Origin of the sequence: Leeuwenhoekiella sp. CH_XMU1409-2 (genome assembly GCF_037029365.1) — a bacterium.
GTDB lineage: Bacteria > Bacteroidota > Bacteroidia > Flavobacteriales > Flavobacteriaceae > Leeuwenhoekiella > Leeuwenhoekiella blandensis.
The window spans coordinates 295,044-308,726 of sequence record NZ_JAYMEI010000003.1; the positions used below are offsets into that span (position 1 = coordinate 295,044).

The 13,683-nt window shown below is 40.8% G+C and carries 14 protein-coding genes and 1 tRNA gene; 7 read left to right on the forward strand and 8 right to left on the reverse strand.

What is annotated here, in order from left to right:
• Nucleotides 1-11 precede the first annotated feature (11 nt).
• From WA338_RS04720 to WA338_RS04755, 8 genes are all read right to left on the reverse strand, one after another.
• On the reverse strand, nucleotides 12-1,112 hold the full coding sequence (locus WA338_RS04720) for an SGNH/GDSL hydrolase family protein (protein ID WP_272986116.1): 1,101 nt from the start codon (nucleotides 1,110-1,112) through the stop codon (nucleotides 12-14).
• Between the two features lie 149 nt (nucleotides 1,113-1,261).
• The gene (locus WA338_RS04725; protein WP_272986117.1) at nucleotides 1,262-1,747 is read right to left on the reverse strand and encodes a DUF4982 domain-containing protein; all 486 of its coding nucleotides are present in this window, start codon (nucleotides 1,745-1,747) and stop codon (nucleotides 1,262-1,264) included.
• A gap of 11 nt (nucleotides 1,748-1,758) precedes the next feature.
• A complete protein-coding gene (locus WA338_RS04730; RefSeq protein WP_272986118.1) occupies nucleotides 1,759-2,130 on the reverse strand; it encodes a BfmA/BtgA family mobilization protein in 372 nt (123 codons plus the stop codon).
• 442 nt (nucleotides 2,131-2,572) lie between these two features.
• Nucleotides 2,573-2,770 carry a hypothetical protein gene (locus WA338_RS04735; protein WP_272986119.1) on the reverse strand — a complete coding sequence of 66 codons (198 nt, stop codon included), beginning with the start codon at nucleotides 2,768-2,770 and terminating at the stop codon, nucleotides 2,573-2,575.
• Between the two features lie 11 nt (nucleotides 2,771-2,781).
• Nucleotides 2,782-3,231 carry a JAB domain-containing protein gene (locus WA338_RS04740; protein WP_272986120.1) on the reverse strand — a complete coding sequence of 150 codons (450 nt, stop codon included), beginning with the start codon at nucleotides 3,229-3,231 and terminating at the stop codon, nucleotides 2,782-2,784.
• Nucleotides 3,232-3,241: 10 nt separating this feature from the next.
• Nucleotides 3,242-3,622 carry a DUF6876 family protein gene (locus WA338_RS04745; protein WP_272986121.1) on the reverse strand — a complete coding sequence of 127 codons (381 nt, stop codon included), beginning with the start codon at nucleotides 3,620-3,622 and terminating at the stop codon, nucleotides 3,242-3,244.
• Between the two features lie 74 nt (nucleotides 3,623-3,696).
• Nucleotides 3,697-4,035 carry a single-stranded DNA-binding protein gene (locus tag WA338_RS04750; RefSeq protein ID WP_228231454.1) on the reverse strand — a complete coding sequence of 113 codons (339 nt, stop codon included), beginning with the start codon at nucleotides 4,033-4,035 and terminating at the stop codon, nucleotides 3,697-3,699.
• Nucleotides 4,036-5,273: 1,238 nt separating this feature from the next.
• A tRNA-Leu gene (locus WA338_RS04755) sits at nucleotides 5,274-5,353 on the reverse strand.
• A gap of 308 nt (nucleotides 5,354-5,661) precedes the next feature.
• Between WA338_RS04755 and WA338_RS04760 the strand changes: the two genes are divergently transcribed.
• The 7 genes from WA338_RS04760 to WA338_RS04790 all read left to right on the forward strand — a co-directional run bounded on the left by WA338_RS04760 (nucleotide 5,662) and on the right by WA338_RS04790 (nucleotide 13,651).
• On the forward strand, nucleotides 5,662-6,603 hold the full coding sequence (locus WA338_RS04760) for a ribose-phosphate pyrophosphokinase (RefSeq protein WP_009781791.1): 942 nt from the start codon (nucleotides 5,662-5,664) through the stop codon (nucleotides 6,601-6,603).
• A gap of 29 nt (nucleotides 6,604-6,632) precedes the next feature.
• The gene (locus WA338_RS04765) at nucleotides 6,633-7,262 is read left to right on the forward strand and encodes a 50S ribosomal protein L25/general stress protein Ctc (protein WP_272986122.1); all 630 of its coding nucleotides are present in this window, start codon (nucleotides 6,633-6,635) and stop codon (nucleotides 7,260-7,262) included.
• A 218-nt stretch (nucleotides 7,263-7,480) separates the two neighbouring features.
• Complete coding sequence (pth, locus tag WA338_RS04770) at nucleotides 7,481-8,101, forward strand: aminoacyl-tRNA hydrolase (RefSeq protein ID WP_272986123.1); 621 nt, start codon at nucleotides 7,481-7,483, stop codon at nucleotides 8,099-8,101.
• 1 nt (nucleotide 8,102) lies between these two features.
• Nucleotides 8,103-9,038: a bifunctional riboflavin kinase/FAD synthetase gene (locus tag WA338_RS04775; RefSeq protein ID WP_272986124.1), complete on the forward strand. Its 936-nt coding sequence runs from the start codon at nucleotides 8,103-8,105 to the stop codon at nucleotides 9,036-9,038.
• On the forward strand, nucleotides 9,031-10,389 hold the full coding sequence (locus tag WA338_RS04780; RefSeq protein ID WP_272986125.1) for an HTTM domain-containing protein: 1,359 nt from the start codon (nucleotides 9,031-9,033) through the stop codon (nucleotides 10,387-10,389). The genes WA338_RS04775 and WA338_RS04780 overlap by 8 nt, the downstream gene beginning before the upstream one ends.
• A 123-nt stretch (nucleotides 10,390-10,512) precedes the next feature.
• A complete protein-coding gene (gene serS / locus WA338_RS04785; protein ID WP_272986126.1) occupies nucleotides 10,513-11,781 on the forward strand; it encodes a serine--tRNA ligase in 1,269 nt (422 codons plus the stop codon).
• Between the two features lie 127 nt (nucleotides 11,782-11,908).
• On the forward strand, nucleotides 11,909-13,651 hold the full coding sequence (locus WA338_RS04790) for a tetratricopeptide repeat protein (RefSeq protein WP_336092311.1): 1,743 nt from the start codon (nucleotides 11,909-11,911) through the stop codon (nucleotides 13,649-13,651).
• The last annotated feature ends 32 nt before the right edge of the window (nucleotides 13,652-13,683 follow it).

The following is a 13,683-nucleotide window of genomic DNA, read 5'->3' on the forward strand; positions in this document are numbered from 1 at the left end:
GGCGTACTTTTCTAATTGTCAAATAGTTTTCCTAGAAAAGGAATTAACTGTTCTGCCATTTTGCGATGATCTCTAAGATTTGGGTGGCCACCACAACCATTTGGTTCCATCTGAGCAAACTCAAAAATATATACAGGTTTTCCTGTCATATTTTGCTGAATTATTTTTAAAGACTCCAGTAAAATACGTTGTTCCCGTTCACCTATCATTGGGCTGGTCAGCATAACGACCTTAGTCTCAGGATACATATCAAATATCATTTTCACAAAATCAGTATAATTGCTTATAAATCTTTTTTGGTCAAATCCACTTCTATCTTTTTTTCCATCGCCTAAAGAAAGGTCATTAGTACCTAAAGCGATTGAGACTAAATCGGGTTTGCTTTCAAACGTGATTTTCTTAGATGTATCGCTATTCAGTCTTAAATTTTTATACACATCAGGCATTACAGGCTGCTCTTCATCATTCCAATTGCGGTACATACCCATCCCTGATACACAACTCAACCTATAATCACAATTTAAAGCCCTGGCAGTTCTTGGACCATAAGCCAAATATGAATTGTGCTGATCATACCATTCACCAGTATCGCAGGGTATTTCTTCCGTTTGTGCACCCATTCCACAAGTGATACTATTACCAATAAATTCGATTATGGGCTTATATACATGGGTTACTTCAATTAATTTCTTCGCACTTACTTTATTAAAAATAACATCTCCTGTACTGGCTTCCGTAGCTTTATAAATCTTTACATTTGAGGTGTCTGAAGAGGGTAATTTTATCCCAATGGGACTTCCGTCCACAAGAAATCTGCCTTTATATTCTTGATTTACCTCAAGAGCTACGTAGGAATGATCTTGTACACCATTAGATAAAAATAGCGTACAGGTATCTCCCACAATGTTCATTTCAACAACTGAACCTGAACCAATAAGGGCAACCGATGTGTCATTGAGATTTTCGTAGCGCCCTTCATACTGAATTAATTGGCTTGATGCTCTAAAGTTGCGCTCTACTTGTTTACAACCAACTGTTAAAATTAAAATGAATAAAAAACCAAAGCGTTTACACAAATCCATGATTAAAATTTTATGCTGAAAATTAATCATCTATCATAAAGTAAAACGAAACTATTTTCTCAAAAACTTATAGAATATTTTAAGTAGCGACTTACTTAAGTGCTTTAGGTTAATCTTGATTTTTAGTTATTTTCTTTTAATGATGCATAGTAGGAAAGGCGGTGTTTAATAGGATAATTTTATCGAATTTCTAACTGGGTTCTTACCTCGTTTAAACCCTCTCCCCTTACGCTTACATTAGTAAGTCCTTTTTTAAACCCACTACCTATAATGATCATAGCCTTTCCATAAAACAAATTGACCGTATTGCCTTTAAAAGGGGTTAGACTCTGTGGGTTACCATTACCTACACCAGCTAAATAACCGGTACCATTTACTTCAATTTGCAAGGCATTATCTGCAAGTGGCGCAGGATTGCCATCTTTGTCAAAGGCTTCTACAAGTATGTAGCTTAGATCGATCCCGTTAGCCATTATAGTTGTCCTGTCAGGGCTTAGTTTAATCATACTTACTTCCCCCGCCGTTTTTATTGTTTTTTCGCCAATTACAGCACCATCTTTATAGACCACAGCTTTTACTTCACCGGGTTCGTAGGTGACGTCCTTCCACATCGAACTCTGATTGAAATTGGCTCCTAATTTCTGTGGTGTGATGGTGATGTACATAATACTGGCAATTAAAAATCCTTTCCATCCCAATCTTCAAACCGTGCATCATCCAGTTCGTCTTCCCGTTTTATAATCAAGGGCTTTTCTTCCGGAGTTTCCGTCTGGGTGAATAGCGCTTCGAGCATCGCCTGGGTGGGTTTGGTTTGGTTCTTTTCCACGTCCTTGATAATCGCAATGACCGCATTAATGCGTTTCAGGAGTTTGGCTTCCAGGGTGCGTCCGGTAGGACCTAAATGTTCTTTGGGAGAAATCTCATTATACAGGAAAAAGTCGAGCATAGTCTCCATCGCTTCCGTGTGCGTTTTGAAGTGTTTGCGGGAGAATTCCTGAAATCGTTTTGCTGTAGTTTTCTTAAATCGAATGCCTAAAAATGGGTCCATAATTCGCTGATTTGTCGCAAATTCCTCCCATAAAACAGGCGCTTTGAAGGCATTTGTCGCAAATTGTTGAGAATCAACGTATTGCTTAAATTTTAAACCGCTGATTTTCAATGTATTGAAAACGAAAAGGAATTCGTAACAGCGCGCAGCGCGTTACCCTCTTGCTATTCCTTTTCGTTCGCCGCAGGCGAACAAAAATCCCTACAATTTGGTTACCAGATTATCATCTGCAACCCTTGCTTTTTCTCTGGAAAAATTTCCGAAATGTTAGTATTTGCTGGGTAGGTTTATCAGCGAAAGTCAAAAAATGGATACCCCTACTTTTAAAATGTGTGCTGTTTTTCAGCCTTTTAAAGATACGTTATTTTATAAATTTCCGGGTCTTCGTAAACAAAAAAACGCCCCATTTTGTGGAGCGTTTGTTGATTTCAGTCTGGAGTTTTTATATGTTGAATACATAGGTATAGGAATATAAATTCCGCATCGCTTCTTCACCCAGCATCTGGTCAATAGGGGTATGATGTTTTAAAGCGTAATTCATCAGCTCCCTGCCGTATTTCTTTTTGATGTCTTCCCTGGATTTAGCCAAAAGCCGTTCTTGTGCTTCGGGGCTTAAATCGGTAAAATTGAGATAAATCATGGTTCTGAATTTTAAAGAATGCCTTCATCCGCAAAGCTGAAGTATTTGCCTGATGGGGTTAAAATGATGTGATCTAAAACTTTTATGTCCAGAAACTCCCCTGCGCTCTTGATTTTGCGGGTAATGCTCTTGTCGGCTTCACTGGGATTAAGGGTTCCGCTGGGGTGGTTATGCGTCAGGATCATCCCCACTGCCAAAGATTTCAGTGCAACCGCAAATATTAGTCTTACGTCTACCAGCGTTCCTGTTATCCCGCCCTGCGAAACCTGAAATACCCCTTTGATCTGGTTGCTGTTGTTGAGCAACAGAATTTTAAAGGTTTCAAAAGTGGCGATATGGTCTTTATCCCAGTTCTTATAGATTGCCTCGGCAGCATTGGCAGAAGAACTGATTTTAATCCAGTCTGTAGCTTTCTGTTTGGTGGAATACCGAAGCTTGATTTCGTTGAGTTGTGTTTGCATAACGATCGGCTTAATATTCGTTAGGTAGCATCAGGGTATCGTCTACAAAAAACAGGCGCAGTTCATCTAAAGGAAAATCAGTTAGGTCATACTGCTGTTCAAAGAGGGTAATACCATTCCCTTCTCCATAGGTGATTACCGCTTCATTGCGGGTTCGTTTTTGATCTTCTTTGCTGTACCGCTTAAACACAGCCACAATAAATCCGTGTTTGGCTCTAAAGCCTTTAACGACTGCTGCAATATCGGTAAGCATCCAGTAGCAGGCTGCCTGCTCCGCCAGATAGTGTACCCCTGCGGTGTATTTATAATTGAATAGCGGTAAGGTGTAATACACGGCACTTCCGCTGAATTGCTGCAGATTTTGCCCTAAATTGATATTTGAATTTTCCATGGTGATACGAATTAAGAATAAGTAAAAAGGTTGGGCACTATTTCCATCAACAATGCCCAGGCCTTTAAAACAGTTTAAGATTTGCTGCCCATTAAAAGGATTTCGGAAGCTTCGATTTCGGTTACATAGCGGGTTACTCCCTCTTTGTCCTCATAACTGCGGGATTTGAGTTTTCCGCTTAAAGCCAGTTCTTTACCTTTAACTACATAGTTCTCAATGAGGTCTGCGGTTTTACCCCAGGCGACAACGGTGTGCCATTCGGTAGTCTGTACCTTTTCGCCTTTATCCTTTTTATAGAATTCATTGGTGGCGAGGGAAAAGCGTGCGACTTTGCGGCCGCTTTCCAAATTGGTGATGGTTGGCTCCTGACCAACATTTCCGATTAACTGTACATGGTTTCTTAAAGTTCCCATAATTGAAAGAGTTTAAATGCCTGTAAAAAGGCGGTTACTAATTCCCTTTTCCATTTAAGTATTCCCGATTGCGGAACTAAACCTAAATTTTAAGGGGTGTTTGTTTGACTTCTTACGTGCGTAGCACAATGGATGAGGTGGGTTTTGTCAAGGCTTTCCGGGAACAAATCAGGAGTGTCTGCGACGTAGTAAATCCTCCCTGTGACAGGGATGGATTTCAAGGAAGTAGAAACCTTATTTTTCTTGGAAACTCTGTATAACCTTGACAAGTTCCATAAGAGCCTTAGCAATTCTTTTAAAGCCGGATGAGAAGCGAGCGTACGTGAAGTTAAGGGAGCAGAGCAGTCGGGTTTGATTTAGAATTGGTTAGGTTCTGCCTGTTTTTCGCTGTCCCGAAAAACAAGCAAGGCCTTAACCATTAGAAACCCCTTAAAATGACAAGGACGGCACCTGATTTTTCAGGATTTGCGAGCAGGAGCAAAGAAGATCCTGCCGCAAAATCCGGTTAAGAAAATCAGGATGCCGGCTTTCCGATTCTAAAAAGCGGACTAATCTGTTTTTTGTGAAAGAATGAAATGCACCCAAAAGCGCAGCGATCGGGTAAATGCAATGAAGGAATCAAAACAACAGATGGGTCCAAGACTTCGAGTGAAGCTCTTTTACCGTAATAGAGCCTGGCGGAATGAAGGGAAATGGGCTGAACGAATGGATAACTAAACGCTGAAATAAAAACATCCAGTTTTTTAAAAGGAACTGGATGAAACTTTTTCATATTAAAGCCATTCCGTAAACAATATCAAATAGCTTTTGATCTAATGAGTCCTGTTGCCCAAAATTCTTTTTAAGGTATTATGCAAAAAATAATTAAAGGCATTGTAGCCTAACCATAAATTTGGAGTTTCATTTAATGTCAAAGTGATGAACCAAACGCGAATTAATCAAAAGGAAACGAAATAAATAGCAAAGAAGGAAGTCCGACGGCTTTATGCTTAGTCTTTTGATAAAGGTTATTTACGAGTTTAACTTGCGGGGATGTATGATTTTAAACTTTTAATCGAAAAATGATAAGCTGAGAAAAACTAAATTCTAAAAATATATATTAAAAAGCTTAACACTTGTTATTAAATATAAGTATCTCATATCAAATTACAGTTTATCCTGAAAACATACGAAATGTTGTACCTATGTTGTACCTAAGCAATAAAAAAAGGCTCAGGTTTTCACCTAAGCCCTTTAAGTACCCCGGGCGGGAATCGAACCCGCACTCGTAAGAACTGGGTTTTGAATCCAGCGCGTCTACCAATTCCGCCACCGAGGCATTAGGTCAAAGTCTTAAGTTGTTCTTTACCAACACCAGACTTCCAGTATTTTTCTCTTTTACGAGCTTCAATTCGCGTTGAAGCTTCTTCAACCATTAATAAAATCCGGTTTAAATATAAACGGCTTTTGAGGCACATCTACCTCCCGATAATAATCGGGACCGCCACCGAGGCATTAATGGACCGCAAAAGTAATAAAAATTCTCAATCTTCGATCAAATAAATCGCAAATAAATACTTAGAAGCCAATTTAATTTATACTTTTGCAGCCTCTTATACTTTTAGCAAATCTAAACATAAGATAACCATGTCATTATCAGCCCCTGATGCGAAAATTTTTCCCTGCACACAAAGCCGGGATTTGGCCGAAAAAATAGCTAAGGCTTACGGGCAACCGCTGGGCAAAATAATTACATCTACCTATAGCGACGGCGAGTTTCAACCTTCTTTTGAAGAGTCTATTCGCGGTTCACGGGTCTTCATCATCGGCTCAACGATGCCAAGCAGTGAAAACCTGATGGAAATGCTTCTTATGTTAGACGCTGCAAAACGCGCTTCGGCACGTCATATCACAGCAGTGTTGCCGTATTTTGGATGGGCACGTCAGGATCGTAAAGACAAACCTCGCGTTCCTATCGCTGCAAAATTGGTAGCTAATTTATTAGAGACTGCCGGTGCAACCCGTATCATTACGATGGACTTGCACGCAGATCAAATTCAGGGATTCTTTGAGCGTCCGGTTGATCACTTATTTGCTTCAACTGTGTTTTTACCGTATCTGGAGTCTCTCAATTTACCAAACATGACGATCGCTTCGCCAGATATGGGTGGTTCTAAAAGAGCTTATGCCTATTCTAAAGCTTTGGATTGTGATGTAGTAATCTGTTACAAACAGCGTGAGAAAGCAAATGTAATAAGCCATATGGAGCTTATTGGGGATGTAAAGGGGCGCAACGTTATTCTGGCAGATGATATGGTTGATACTGCCGGAACGCTTACCAAAGCTGCAGACCTGATGATGGAACGTGGTGCGTTAAGCGTGAGAGCAATTTGTACACACGCGCTTTTGAGCGGTGATGCTTACGAGCGTCTTGAAAAAAGTAAACTTCAAGAGCTTATCGTAACCGATAGTATTCCGCCTAAGCAAGAAAGCAGCAAAGTGCGCATCTTGAGTTGTGCAGATTTGTTTGCAGATGTTATGCACCGTGTTCATAGCAACACGTCTATAGCATCAAAATTTTTAATGTAGTAATTTATTAATACTTAATATATAATTAAATGAAGTCAATCACGATCACAGGATCTAAAAGAGAAAGCGTGGGCAAAAAGGCAACTAAAGCCCTACGTAATGCTGGAGAGGTTCCTTGCGTATTATACGGAGGAGACGAGCCAGTTCATTTTAACGCACCAGAAATTGCGTTTAAAGATTTGGTTTACACTCCAGATGCGCATACCGCGACTTTGGAGCTTGACGGAAACACCTATATGGCGATCCTTCAGGACATTCAATTTCACCCGGTTACAGATCGCATACTTCACATCGATTTCTATCAAATCTTTGAAGGTAAAGAGGTAACTATGACTATTCCTGTACACTACGAGGGTAACTCTAGAGGTGTACGTAACGGTGGTGTATTACGTAAAACATATCGTACACTTCGCGTTAAGGCATTGCCTAAAAACCTTCCTGATTATGTTGTTGCAGAGATTACCAAACTTAAAATTGGTGATAAATTATACATCACAGGTATCGAGCAAGGAGAGTGGAAATACCTTCACCCAGACAACACGGTTGTTTGTCAAGTTAGAACTTCACGTAACGTTGTTGAAGATCTTGATGACGAGGATGAAGATGAAGAAACTGAAGGAACAGAAGCTACAGAACAAGCTGCTGACGCTGCAGAATAAATATTGGGAAACCAATTCAATCTTAAAACACCCGCACTGTCGGGTGTTTTTTTTTGACGTTTCTGAATCCCTTCGGTTTTGCAATTTTCTGATAAGCTTAACCCTATTCTGCGTCCAAAACGCAACAAAATCATAAATTTGCGCAAAGGTTAACTTGTGAAGTCTAAAGCTTCGGCAAGTACGTTTAAAAGCTACAAAAAACACGATTGTTTTAATATATGTCAGGCTTTTTCAGCAAGCTTTTCGGTTCAAAAAAAGAAAGCATAGATCCTATGAATAAATACCTAATTATAGGTTTGGGGAACATTGGGCCCAAATATGATAACACACGACACAACATCGGCTTTAAGATCATCGATGCTTATGCGCATGAAAAAGAGACTTCCTGGTCTACCGAAAAACTAGGTGATGTCGCATACACCAAAGTGCGTGGACGTACTGTGGTTCTACTCAAGCCCAACACCTATATGAACCTCAGCGGAAAAGCGGTAAAATACTGGATGCAAAAAGAAAACATCAGTATCGAAAATATTCTGGTGATCACAGATGATCTTAACTTGGAGTTTGGGACCATTCGCGTAAAAAGCAAAGGCAGCGACGGCGGACATAATGGATTAAAAGACATTCAAAATCAACTTTCAACAACCAAGTATCCTCGTTTTAGATTTGGAATTGGTGATCGTTTTAGCCGCGGCAAGCAAATAGACTATGTTTTGGGAGCATGGGATAAAGACGAAGAACTCGATATGCCAGAAAGAATGGACATCTCGTGCAAGGTAATCGAAAGTTTTATAGCTTCGGGAATAGCAAATACGATGAACGCTTACAACGGCAAATAAATTGAAACAACATACTTCAGCAGATACATTTGACGGTTTAAAAGGCACCGTTGTGACCATTGGCACTTTTGACGGCGTACATCTTGGCCATCGCAAGATCATAGATCGCCTGTTGGCAAGCGCGCAAAGCAACGACTTAGAATCTGTGGTACTTACCTTTTTTCCGCACCCGCGTATGGTGCTGCAAAAAGACACAGGGATCAAACTCATAAACAGCATAGATGAGCGCATCGCACTGCTTGAAGCTTGCGGTCTTGATCATTTGATCATTCACCCGTTTACGCAAGAATTCTCGAGACTTACCGCAGAAGAATTTGTCAAAGACATCTTGGTAGATCAATTAAAAGCCAGAAAAGTCATCATAGGTTATGATCATCGTTTTGGCCGAAACCGCAATGCCAATATTGAAGATCTAAAAGCTTTTGGAGCGCATTACGATTTTGAGGTGGAAGAGATCTCTAAGCAAGATGTTGATGATGTGGCGGTGAGTTCTACCAAAGTTAGAAAAGCACTCGACGAAGGAAACATCACTTTAGCCAATGAATATTTAGGCTATCCTTTTATGCTGAACGGTATTGTTTCTCGCGGAAAAGGTCTGGGGAAAAAATTCAACTATCCTACAGCAAATTTAAAAATTGAAGAAGACTATAAATTGATTCCGGCTAAAGGCGTTTATGTAGTTCAGGCAACTTTAGCAAATGAACGTGTTTATGGCATGATGAGCATAGGCACCAATCCCACCGTGGGCGGAAGCGATCTTACTATAGAAACCTTTTTCTTTGATTTTGATGCCAACTTGTACGATCAACACTTACAAATTGAATTGCTAACCCGCATTCGCGATGAGAAAAAATTCAATTCGGTTGACGAACTTATCGCGGCCATGAAAGCCGACGAACGATTTTCACGAGACTTTATTCAAAAACTGAATGCTTGATCAATGGCTGTATAAACGTGTAGACAACAGCGCCCTTATCGTTTTTAGGGTGATTTTTGGCTTTCTTATTACCGCTGAAGCTTGGGGCGCTATCGCCACAGGATGGATCAAGAAAACCTTACTCGAAGGTGATTTTACATTTAATTTTATAGGTTTTGACTTTTTACAGCCGCTTCCCGGCGATGGCATGTACTATTATTACGGGTTGATGGGATTGTTTGGCGTTTTTGTGATGCTGGGCTTCAAGTACCGTTTTAGTGTGATCGCCTACGGCCTGATGTGGACCTGTGTCTATTTGATGCAAAAATCATCATACAACAACCATTATTATCTCTTGATGCTTTTACTGGGAGTCATGGCCTGCCTCCCCGCGCACAGGTATTTATCTCTTGATGTAAAGCACAATCCTAGTCTTAAAAAAATAAGTATGCCCCGCTGGGTGTACATAATCATCATCGCGCAATTGTGGATTGTCTACACTTACGCTTCGATCGCCAAGTTATATCCCGATTGGCTCGATGCGAGTATGGCTGCGCAACTTATGGAAGCGCGTAAGGATTATTGGCTGGTGGGTGATTTTCTTCAGCAGAAATGGGTGCATTGGTGCATCGCCTATTTTGGAATTTTATTCGACGGCTTGATCATCCCGGCATTATTGTATAAACCTACTCGGAAGACCGCCTTTTTCATTTCGATATTTTTTCATCTGTTCAACTCCTTTATTTTTCATATTGGGATCTTTCCGTATATGTCACTTGCGTTTACACTGTTCTTTTTTCCGCCGGAAACCATTAGGAATATCTTTTTAAAAGGAAAGCAATTCTACACCGGAAATGAAATTATAAGACCCAAGTATCAAAAGCCCATCTTGGTCTTTTTCGGTATATATTTTATCATTCAGATTGCGCTTCCCTTGAGGCACTGGATCATCAAAGATGATGTACTCTGGAATGAAGAAGGGCATCGCCTGAGCTGGCGGATGATGTTGCGCTCCAAAGGCGGAATCATTAATTTTAAAGTTATAGACAAAGAAACCGGCCTTGAACTTCCGTTTAACCATCGTGAACAACTCTCCCGAAAACAACAGCGCGTGGTCGCTTCAAAACCCGATGTGATCTGGCAGTATTGCCAGCGCATTAAAGAAGATTTTGCCAAAGAGGGCAAGCAAGTCGCCATTTATGTCGATTGTAGAATTCGCGTAAACGGTGGGGATTTAAACCGCCTGATCGACCCTGACGTAGATATGGCTAACGCAAAATGGGATTATTTCTGGCATAATGAATGGGTTTTACCTTCACCCTTGAAAAAGGAAAAACGAAAACCTCCCTACGCTACTCAAATCCTGGAGTAGCCCCCTGCTCACAACCCATATGTTCTAAGAAAAAATATGAGGTGATCATCCTGAAATTAGGATTGAGTTACTTGATTGTTTTCACAGGCATTTATGTATTTTTGCCGTCTAAAATTTAAAGCCATGCTACACGTTACAGACATTCGTGACCACAAAGAAGCCTACATTCAAGCACTTACTAAGCGTAATTTTGAGGCTTCCGCAATTTTTGATCAGGTTCTTGAACTTGACGAAAAACGCCGTAGCACCCAGGCTTCCTTAGACAACACACTCGCAGAAAGCAACAAGCTTTCTAAAGAGATCGGGATGCTTTTTAAAAATGGTGAAGCTCAAAAAGCAAACTTGCTTAAAGAGCGCACCGGCAAACTGAAAGAAGACTCTAAAAATCTTCAAGAAGTACTTAGCGCCACTGTTGAAGAACTCGAGCAGCTGTTGTATACGATTCCCAATATTCCACAAGACAGCGTTCCTGCAGGAAAAAGCGACGAGGACAATGAAGAAGTTTTCCGCAAGGGCGACGTTCCTGTCTTGGCAGAAGGCAGCCTTCCGCACTGGGAATTGGCAAAAAAATATGACATTATCGATTTTGAGCTGGGCACCAAAGTAACCGGCGCCGGGTTCCCTGTTTACAAAGGAAAAGGAGCGCGTTTACAGCGTGCACTCATCAACTATTTTCTAGATAAAAATACCGCTGCTGGATACAATGAAGTACAAGTACCACATTTAGTAAATGAAGCTTCAGGTTTTGGTACAGGTCAGCTTCCGGATAAAGAAGGGCAAATGTATCACGTAGGCGTTGATGATCTTTATTTGATCCCAACGGCCGAAGTACCGGTAACCAATATGTTCCGCGACAGCTTGCTTGAGGAAAAAGACTTGCCTATTACTTGCACGGGATACACACCGTGTTTCCGCCGTGAGGCTGGTTCTTACGGGGCGCACGTACGCGGTCTTAACCGTTTGCACCAGTTTGACAAAGTAGAAATTGTGCGCATTGAGAAGGCTGAAGATAGCGATGCTGCCCTAGACGGAATGGTAGAACACGTAAAAATGATTCTTGACGAATTAAAACTACCTTACAGAATTTTACGTCTTTGCGGTGGCGATCTGGGCTTCACTTCTACCCTAACCTATGATTTTGAGGTGTTCTCTACCGCTCAGGATCGCTGGCTAGAGATCAGCAGTGTTTCAAACTTTAAAACCTTTCAGGCAAACCGCTTAAAGCTGCGTTACCGCGATGCGGAAGGCAACAAACAATTGGCACACACACTTAATGGAAGTTCGCTTGCACTACCGCGCGTACTTGCCGGAATTCTCGAAAACTATCAAACCGAAGACGGCATCAACATTCCTGAAGTTTTGATACCGTATTGCGGGTTTGACAAAATATAAGTTTTAAATACTAGCGTAAACAGGCTTTCGTTTAAGAGAAGAATACTGCCTTAACTTTAGTATCTTTAACTCAAATCGAGAGCCTGTGTTACGCGCATTTTTTATAAGCCTTTTTTTAATTTTCTTTTTGAAGCTTTCAGCTCAAGAAGACTTGCTTGCACGCAATTATATGCAGCAAGGCGCTTATGAAAAAGCAGCTATTTTATACGAAGGCCTCGTAGAAAAAACACCCGGAAACACCAGTCTAGTCAACAGTCTTGTCGAAGCTTATCAACAACTAGAGCAGTACGACAAAGCACAGGAAGTGCTACTTAAAACCTTGGCGTTATCAAAAAGTCTTGCTTTTCTAAAAGTTGATCTGGGCTACAACTACCAACTACAAAGTCGAGATACCGAAGCGCAAAAACTTTATACAGAAATACTCGATCAGGTACGGGAAAATCCGCCACTAGCCAATATGGTGGGTAGAAGTTTTAAAAACTACAGCCTGCTCGATCAGGCAGCTACGGCTTATACCATTGCAAAAGAGGCCGGCCTCAATAGCATATATCTCAATGTAGAATTGGCGCGCATTTATGGCGAACAGGGCAAAATTGAACAGATGTTTGATGCTTACATCAATCTTATTCTCGAGAACGATAGGTATCAAAGTTTAGCGCAACGCTCATTCAATGATTTTATAACCGAAGATGCCGAGAATGAAGCCAATCAAATTTTTAGAAAACTCTTGCTGAAACGGCTTCAGGAAGATCCCAATTTGCTCTACAACCGTTTGTTGAGTTGGTTATTCATTCAGCAGCAAGAATATAACAAAGCTTTTATTCAGGAAAAGGCGATTGCGCGCCGTAACAACAATCTCAATGGGGTTTTTACCTTAGCCGCGGTAGCTGTTGAAAATGAGGCTTATGACCTGGCTAGCATGATTTATGAATATCTTGTAGCTCAAGCCCCAAGTGATGAGATGCGGCTTTTTGCGCATCAAGAATTACTTGATCTTCGGATTCTGAAAAATGATACCGAAGATTTTAAGGCGATCCAAACCGAATTTGAAAGCTTACTCAACCAGTTTGGAAAAACTACCGAAACACTCGAGCTACAAACCAAATACGCACACTTTTTAGCCTTCAACCAAGATAAAAAAGAAGAAGCTTCGGCCTTTTTAAAAGAAACCCTCGATCTAAAACTGAACCGTTTTCAGGAAGCCCGTGTCAAAATGGAGCTCGCCGATATTCTGGTTCTCGAAGAACGCTTTAACGCTGCGCTCATCTATTATTCTCAGATTCAGAAGAATTTAAAAGATAACGTTTTGGCACAGGAAGCGCGTTTTAAAGTGGCCAAAACTAGCTATTATAAGGGAGATTTTGAATGGGCAAAAACCCAATTGAAAGTTTTAAAATCTTCTGCAGAGCAATTGATCGCAAACGACGCGCAAGATCTTTATTTGTTGATCACAGATAACACGGTTGACGATTCTACACAAACTGCACTTAAAACATTTGCCAGAGCAGATTTGTTGCTTTTTCAAAACAAACAAGATGAAGCGCTTGAAGTCTACAACACGCTGTTGGCCGAGCACAAGGATAAAGCGATTGAAGATGAGACCTTACTAGAACAAGCTAAGCTTTTTGAGATTAAAGGTTTGTACGATCTCGCAGCGCAAAATTACAGGCTCATTTTAGAAAAGCACGGCGACGATATTCTGGCAGACGACGCACATTACCGATTGGGCAATTTATATGCTGACCAGCTGCAACAACCCGAGAAAGCTAAGGAACAGTATGAAAGCATCATCTTTAATTTTGCAGACAGTATTTTTTATGTAGATGCACAGCAAAAATACCGCAAATTAAGAGGTGACGCGATTAACTGATGCGTATCTTTGCCGACCAAAAAAATAATTGA

Bases quoted from the DNA above. Each gene is read 5' to 3' on its own strand.
- WA338_RS04720 (WP_272986116.1), bottom strand. From the start codon at position 1,112: ATGATTAATTTTCAGCATAAAATTTTAATCATGGATTTGTGTAAACGC.
- WA338_RS04725 (WP_272986117.1), bottom strand. From the start codon at position 1,747: ATGTACATCACCATCACACCACAGAAATTAGGAGCCAATTTCAATCAG.
- WA338_RS04730 (WP_272986118.1), bottom strand. From the start codon at position 2,130: ATGGACCCATTTTTAGGCATTCGATTTAAGAAAACTACAGCAAAACGA.
- WA338_RS04735 (WP_272986119.1), bottom strand. From the start codon at position 2,770: ATGATTTATCTCAATTTTACCGATTTAAGCCCCGAAGCACAAGAACGG.
- WA338_RS04740 (WP_272986120.1), bottom strand. From the start codon at position 3,231: ATGCAAACACAACTCAACGAAATCAAGCTTCGGTATTCCACCAAACAG.
- WA338_RS04745 (WP_272986121.1), bottom strand. From the start codon at position 3,622: ATGGAAAATTCAAATATCAATTTAGGGCAAAATCTGCAGCAATTCAGC.
- WA338_RS04750 (WP_228231454.1), bottom strand. From the start codon at position 4,035: ATGGGAACTTTAAGAAACCATGTACAGTTAATCGGAAATGTTGGTCAG.
- WA338_RS04760 (WP_009781791.1), top strand. From the start codon at position 5,662: ATGTCATTATCAGCCCCTGATGCGAAAATTTTTCCCTGCACACAAAGC.
- WA338_RS04765 (WP_272986122.1), top strand. From the start codon at position 6,633: ATGAAGTCAATCACGATCACAGGATCTAAAAGAGAAAGCGTGGGCAAA.
- pth (WP_272986123.1), top strand. From the start codon at position 7,481: ATGTCAGGCTTTTTCAGCAAGCTTTTCGGTTCAAAAAAAGAAAGCATA.
- WA338_RS04780 (WP_272986125.1), top strand. From the start codon at position 9,031: ATGCTTGATCAATGGCTGTATAAACGTGTAGACAACAGCGCCCTTATC.
- serS (WP_272986126.1), top strand. From the start codon at position 10,513: ATGCTACACGTTACAGACATTCGTGACCACAAAGAAGCCTACATTCAA.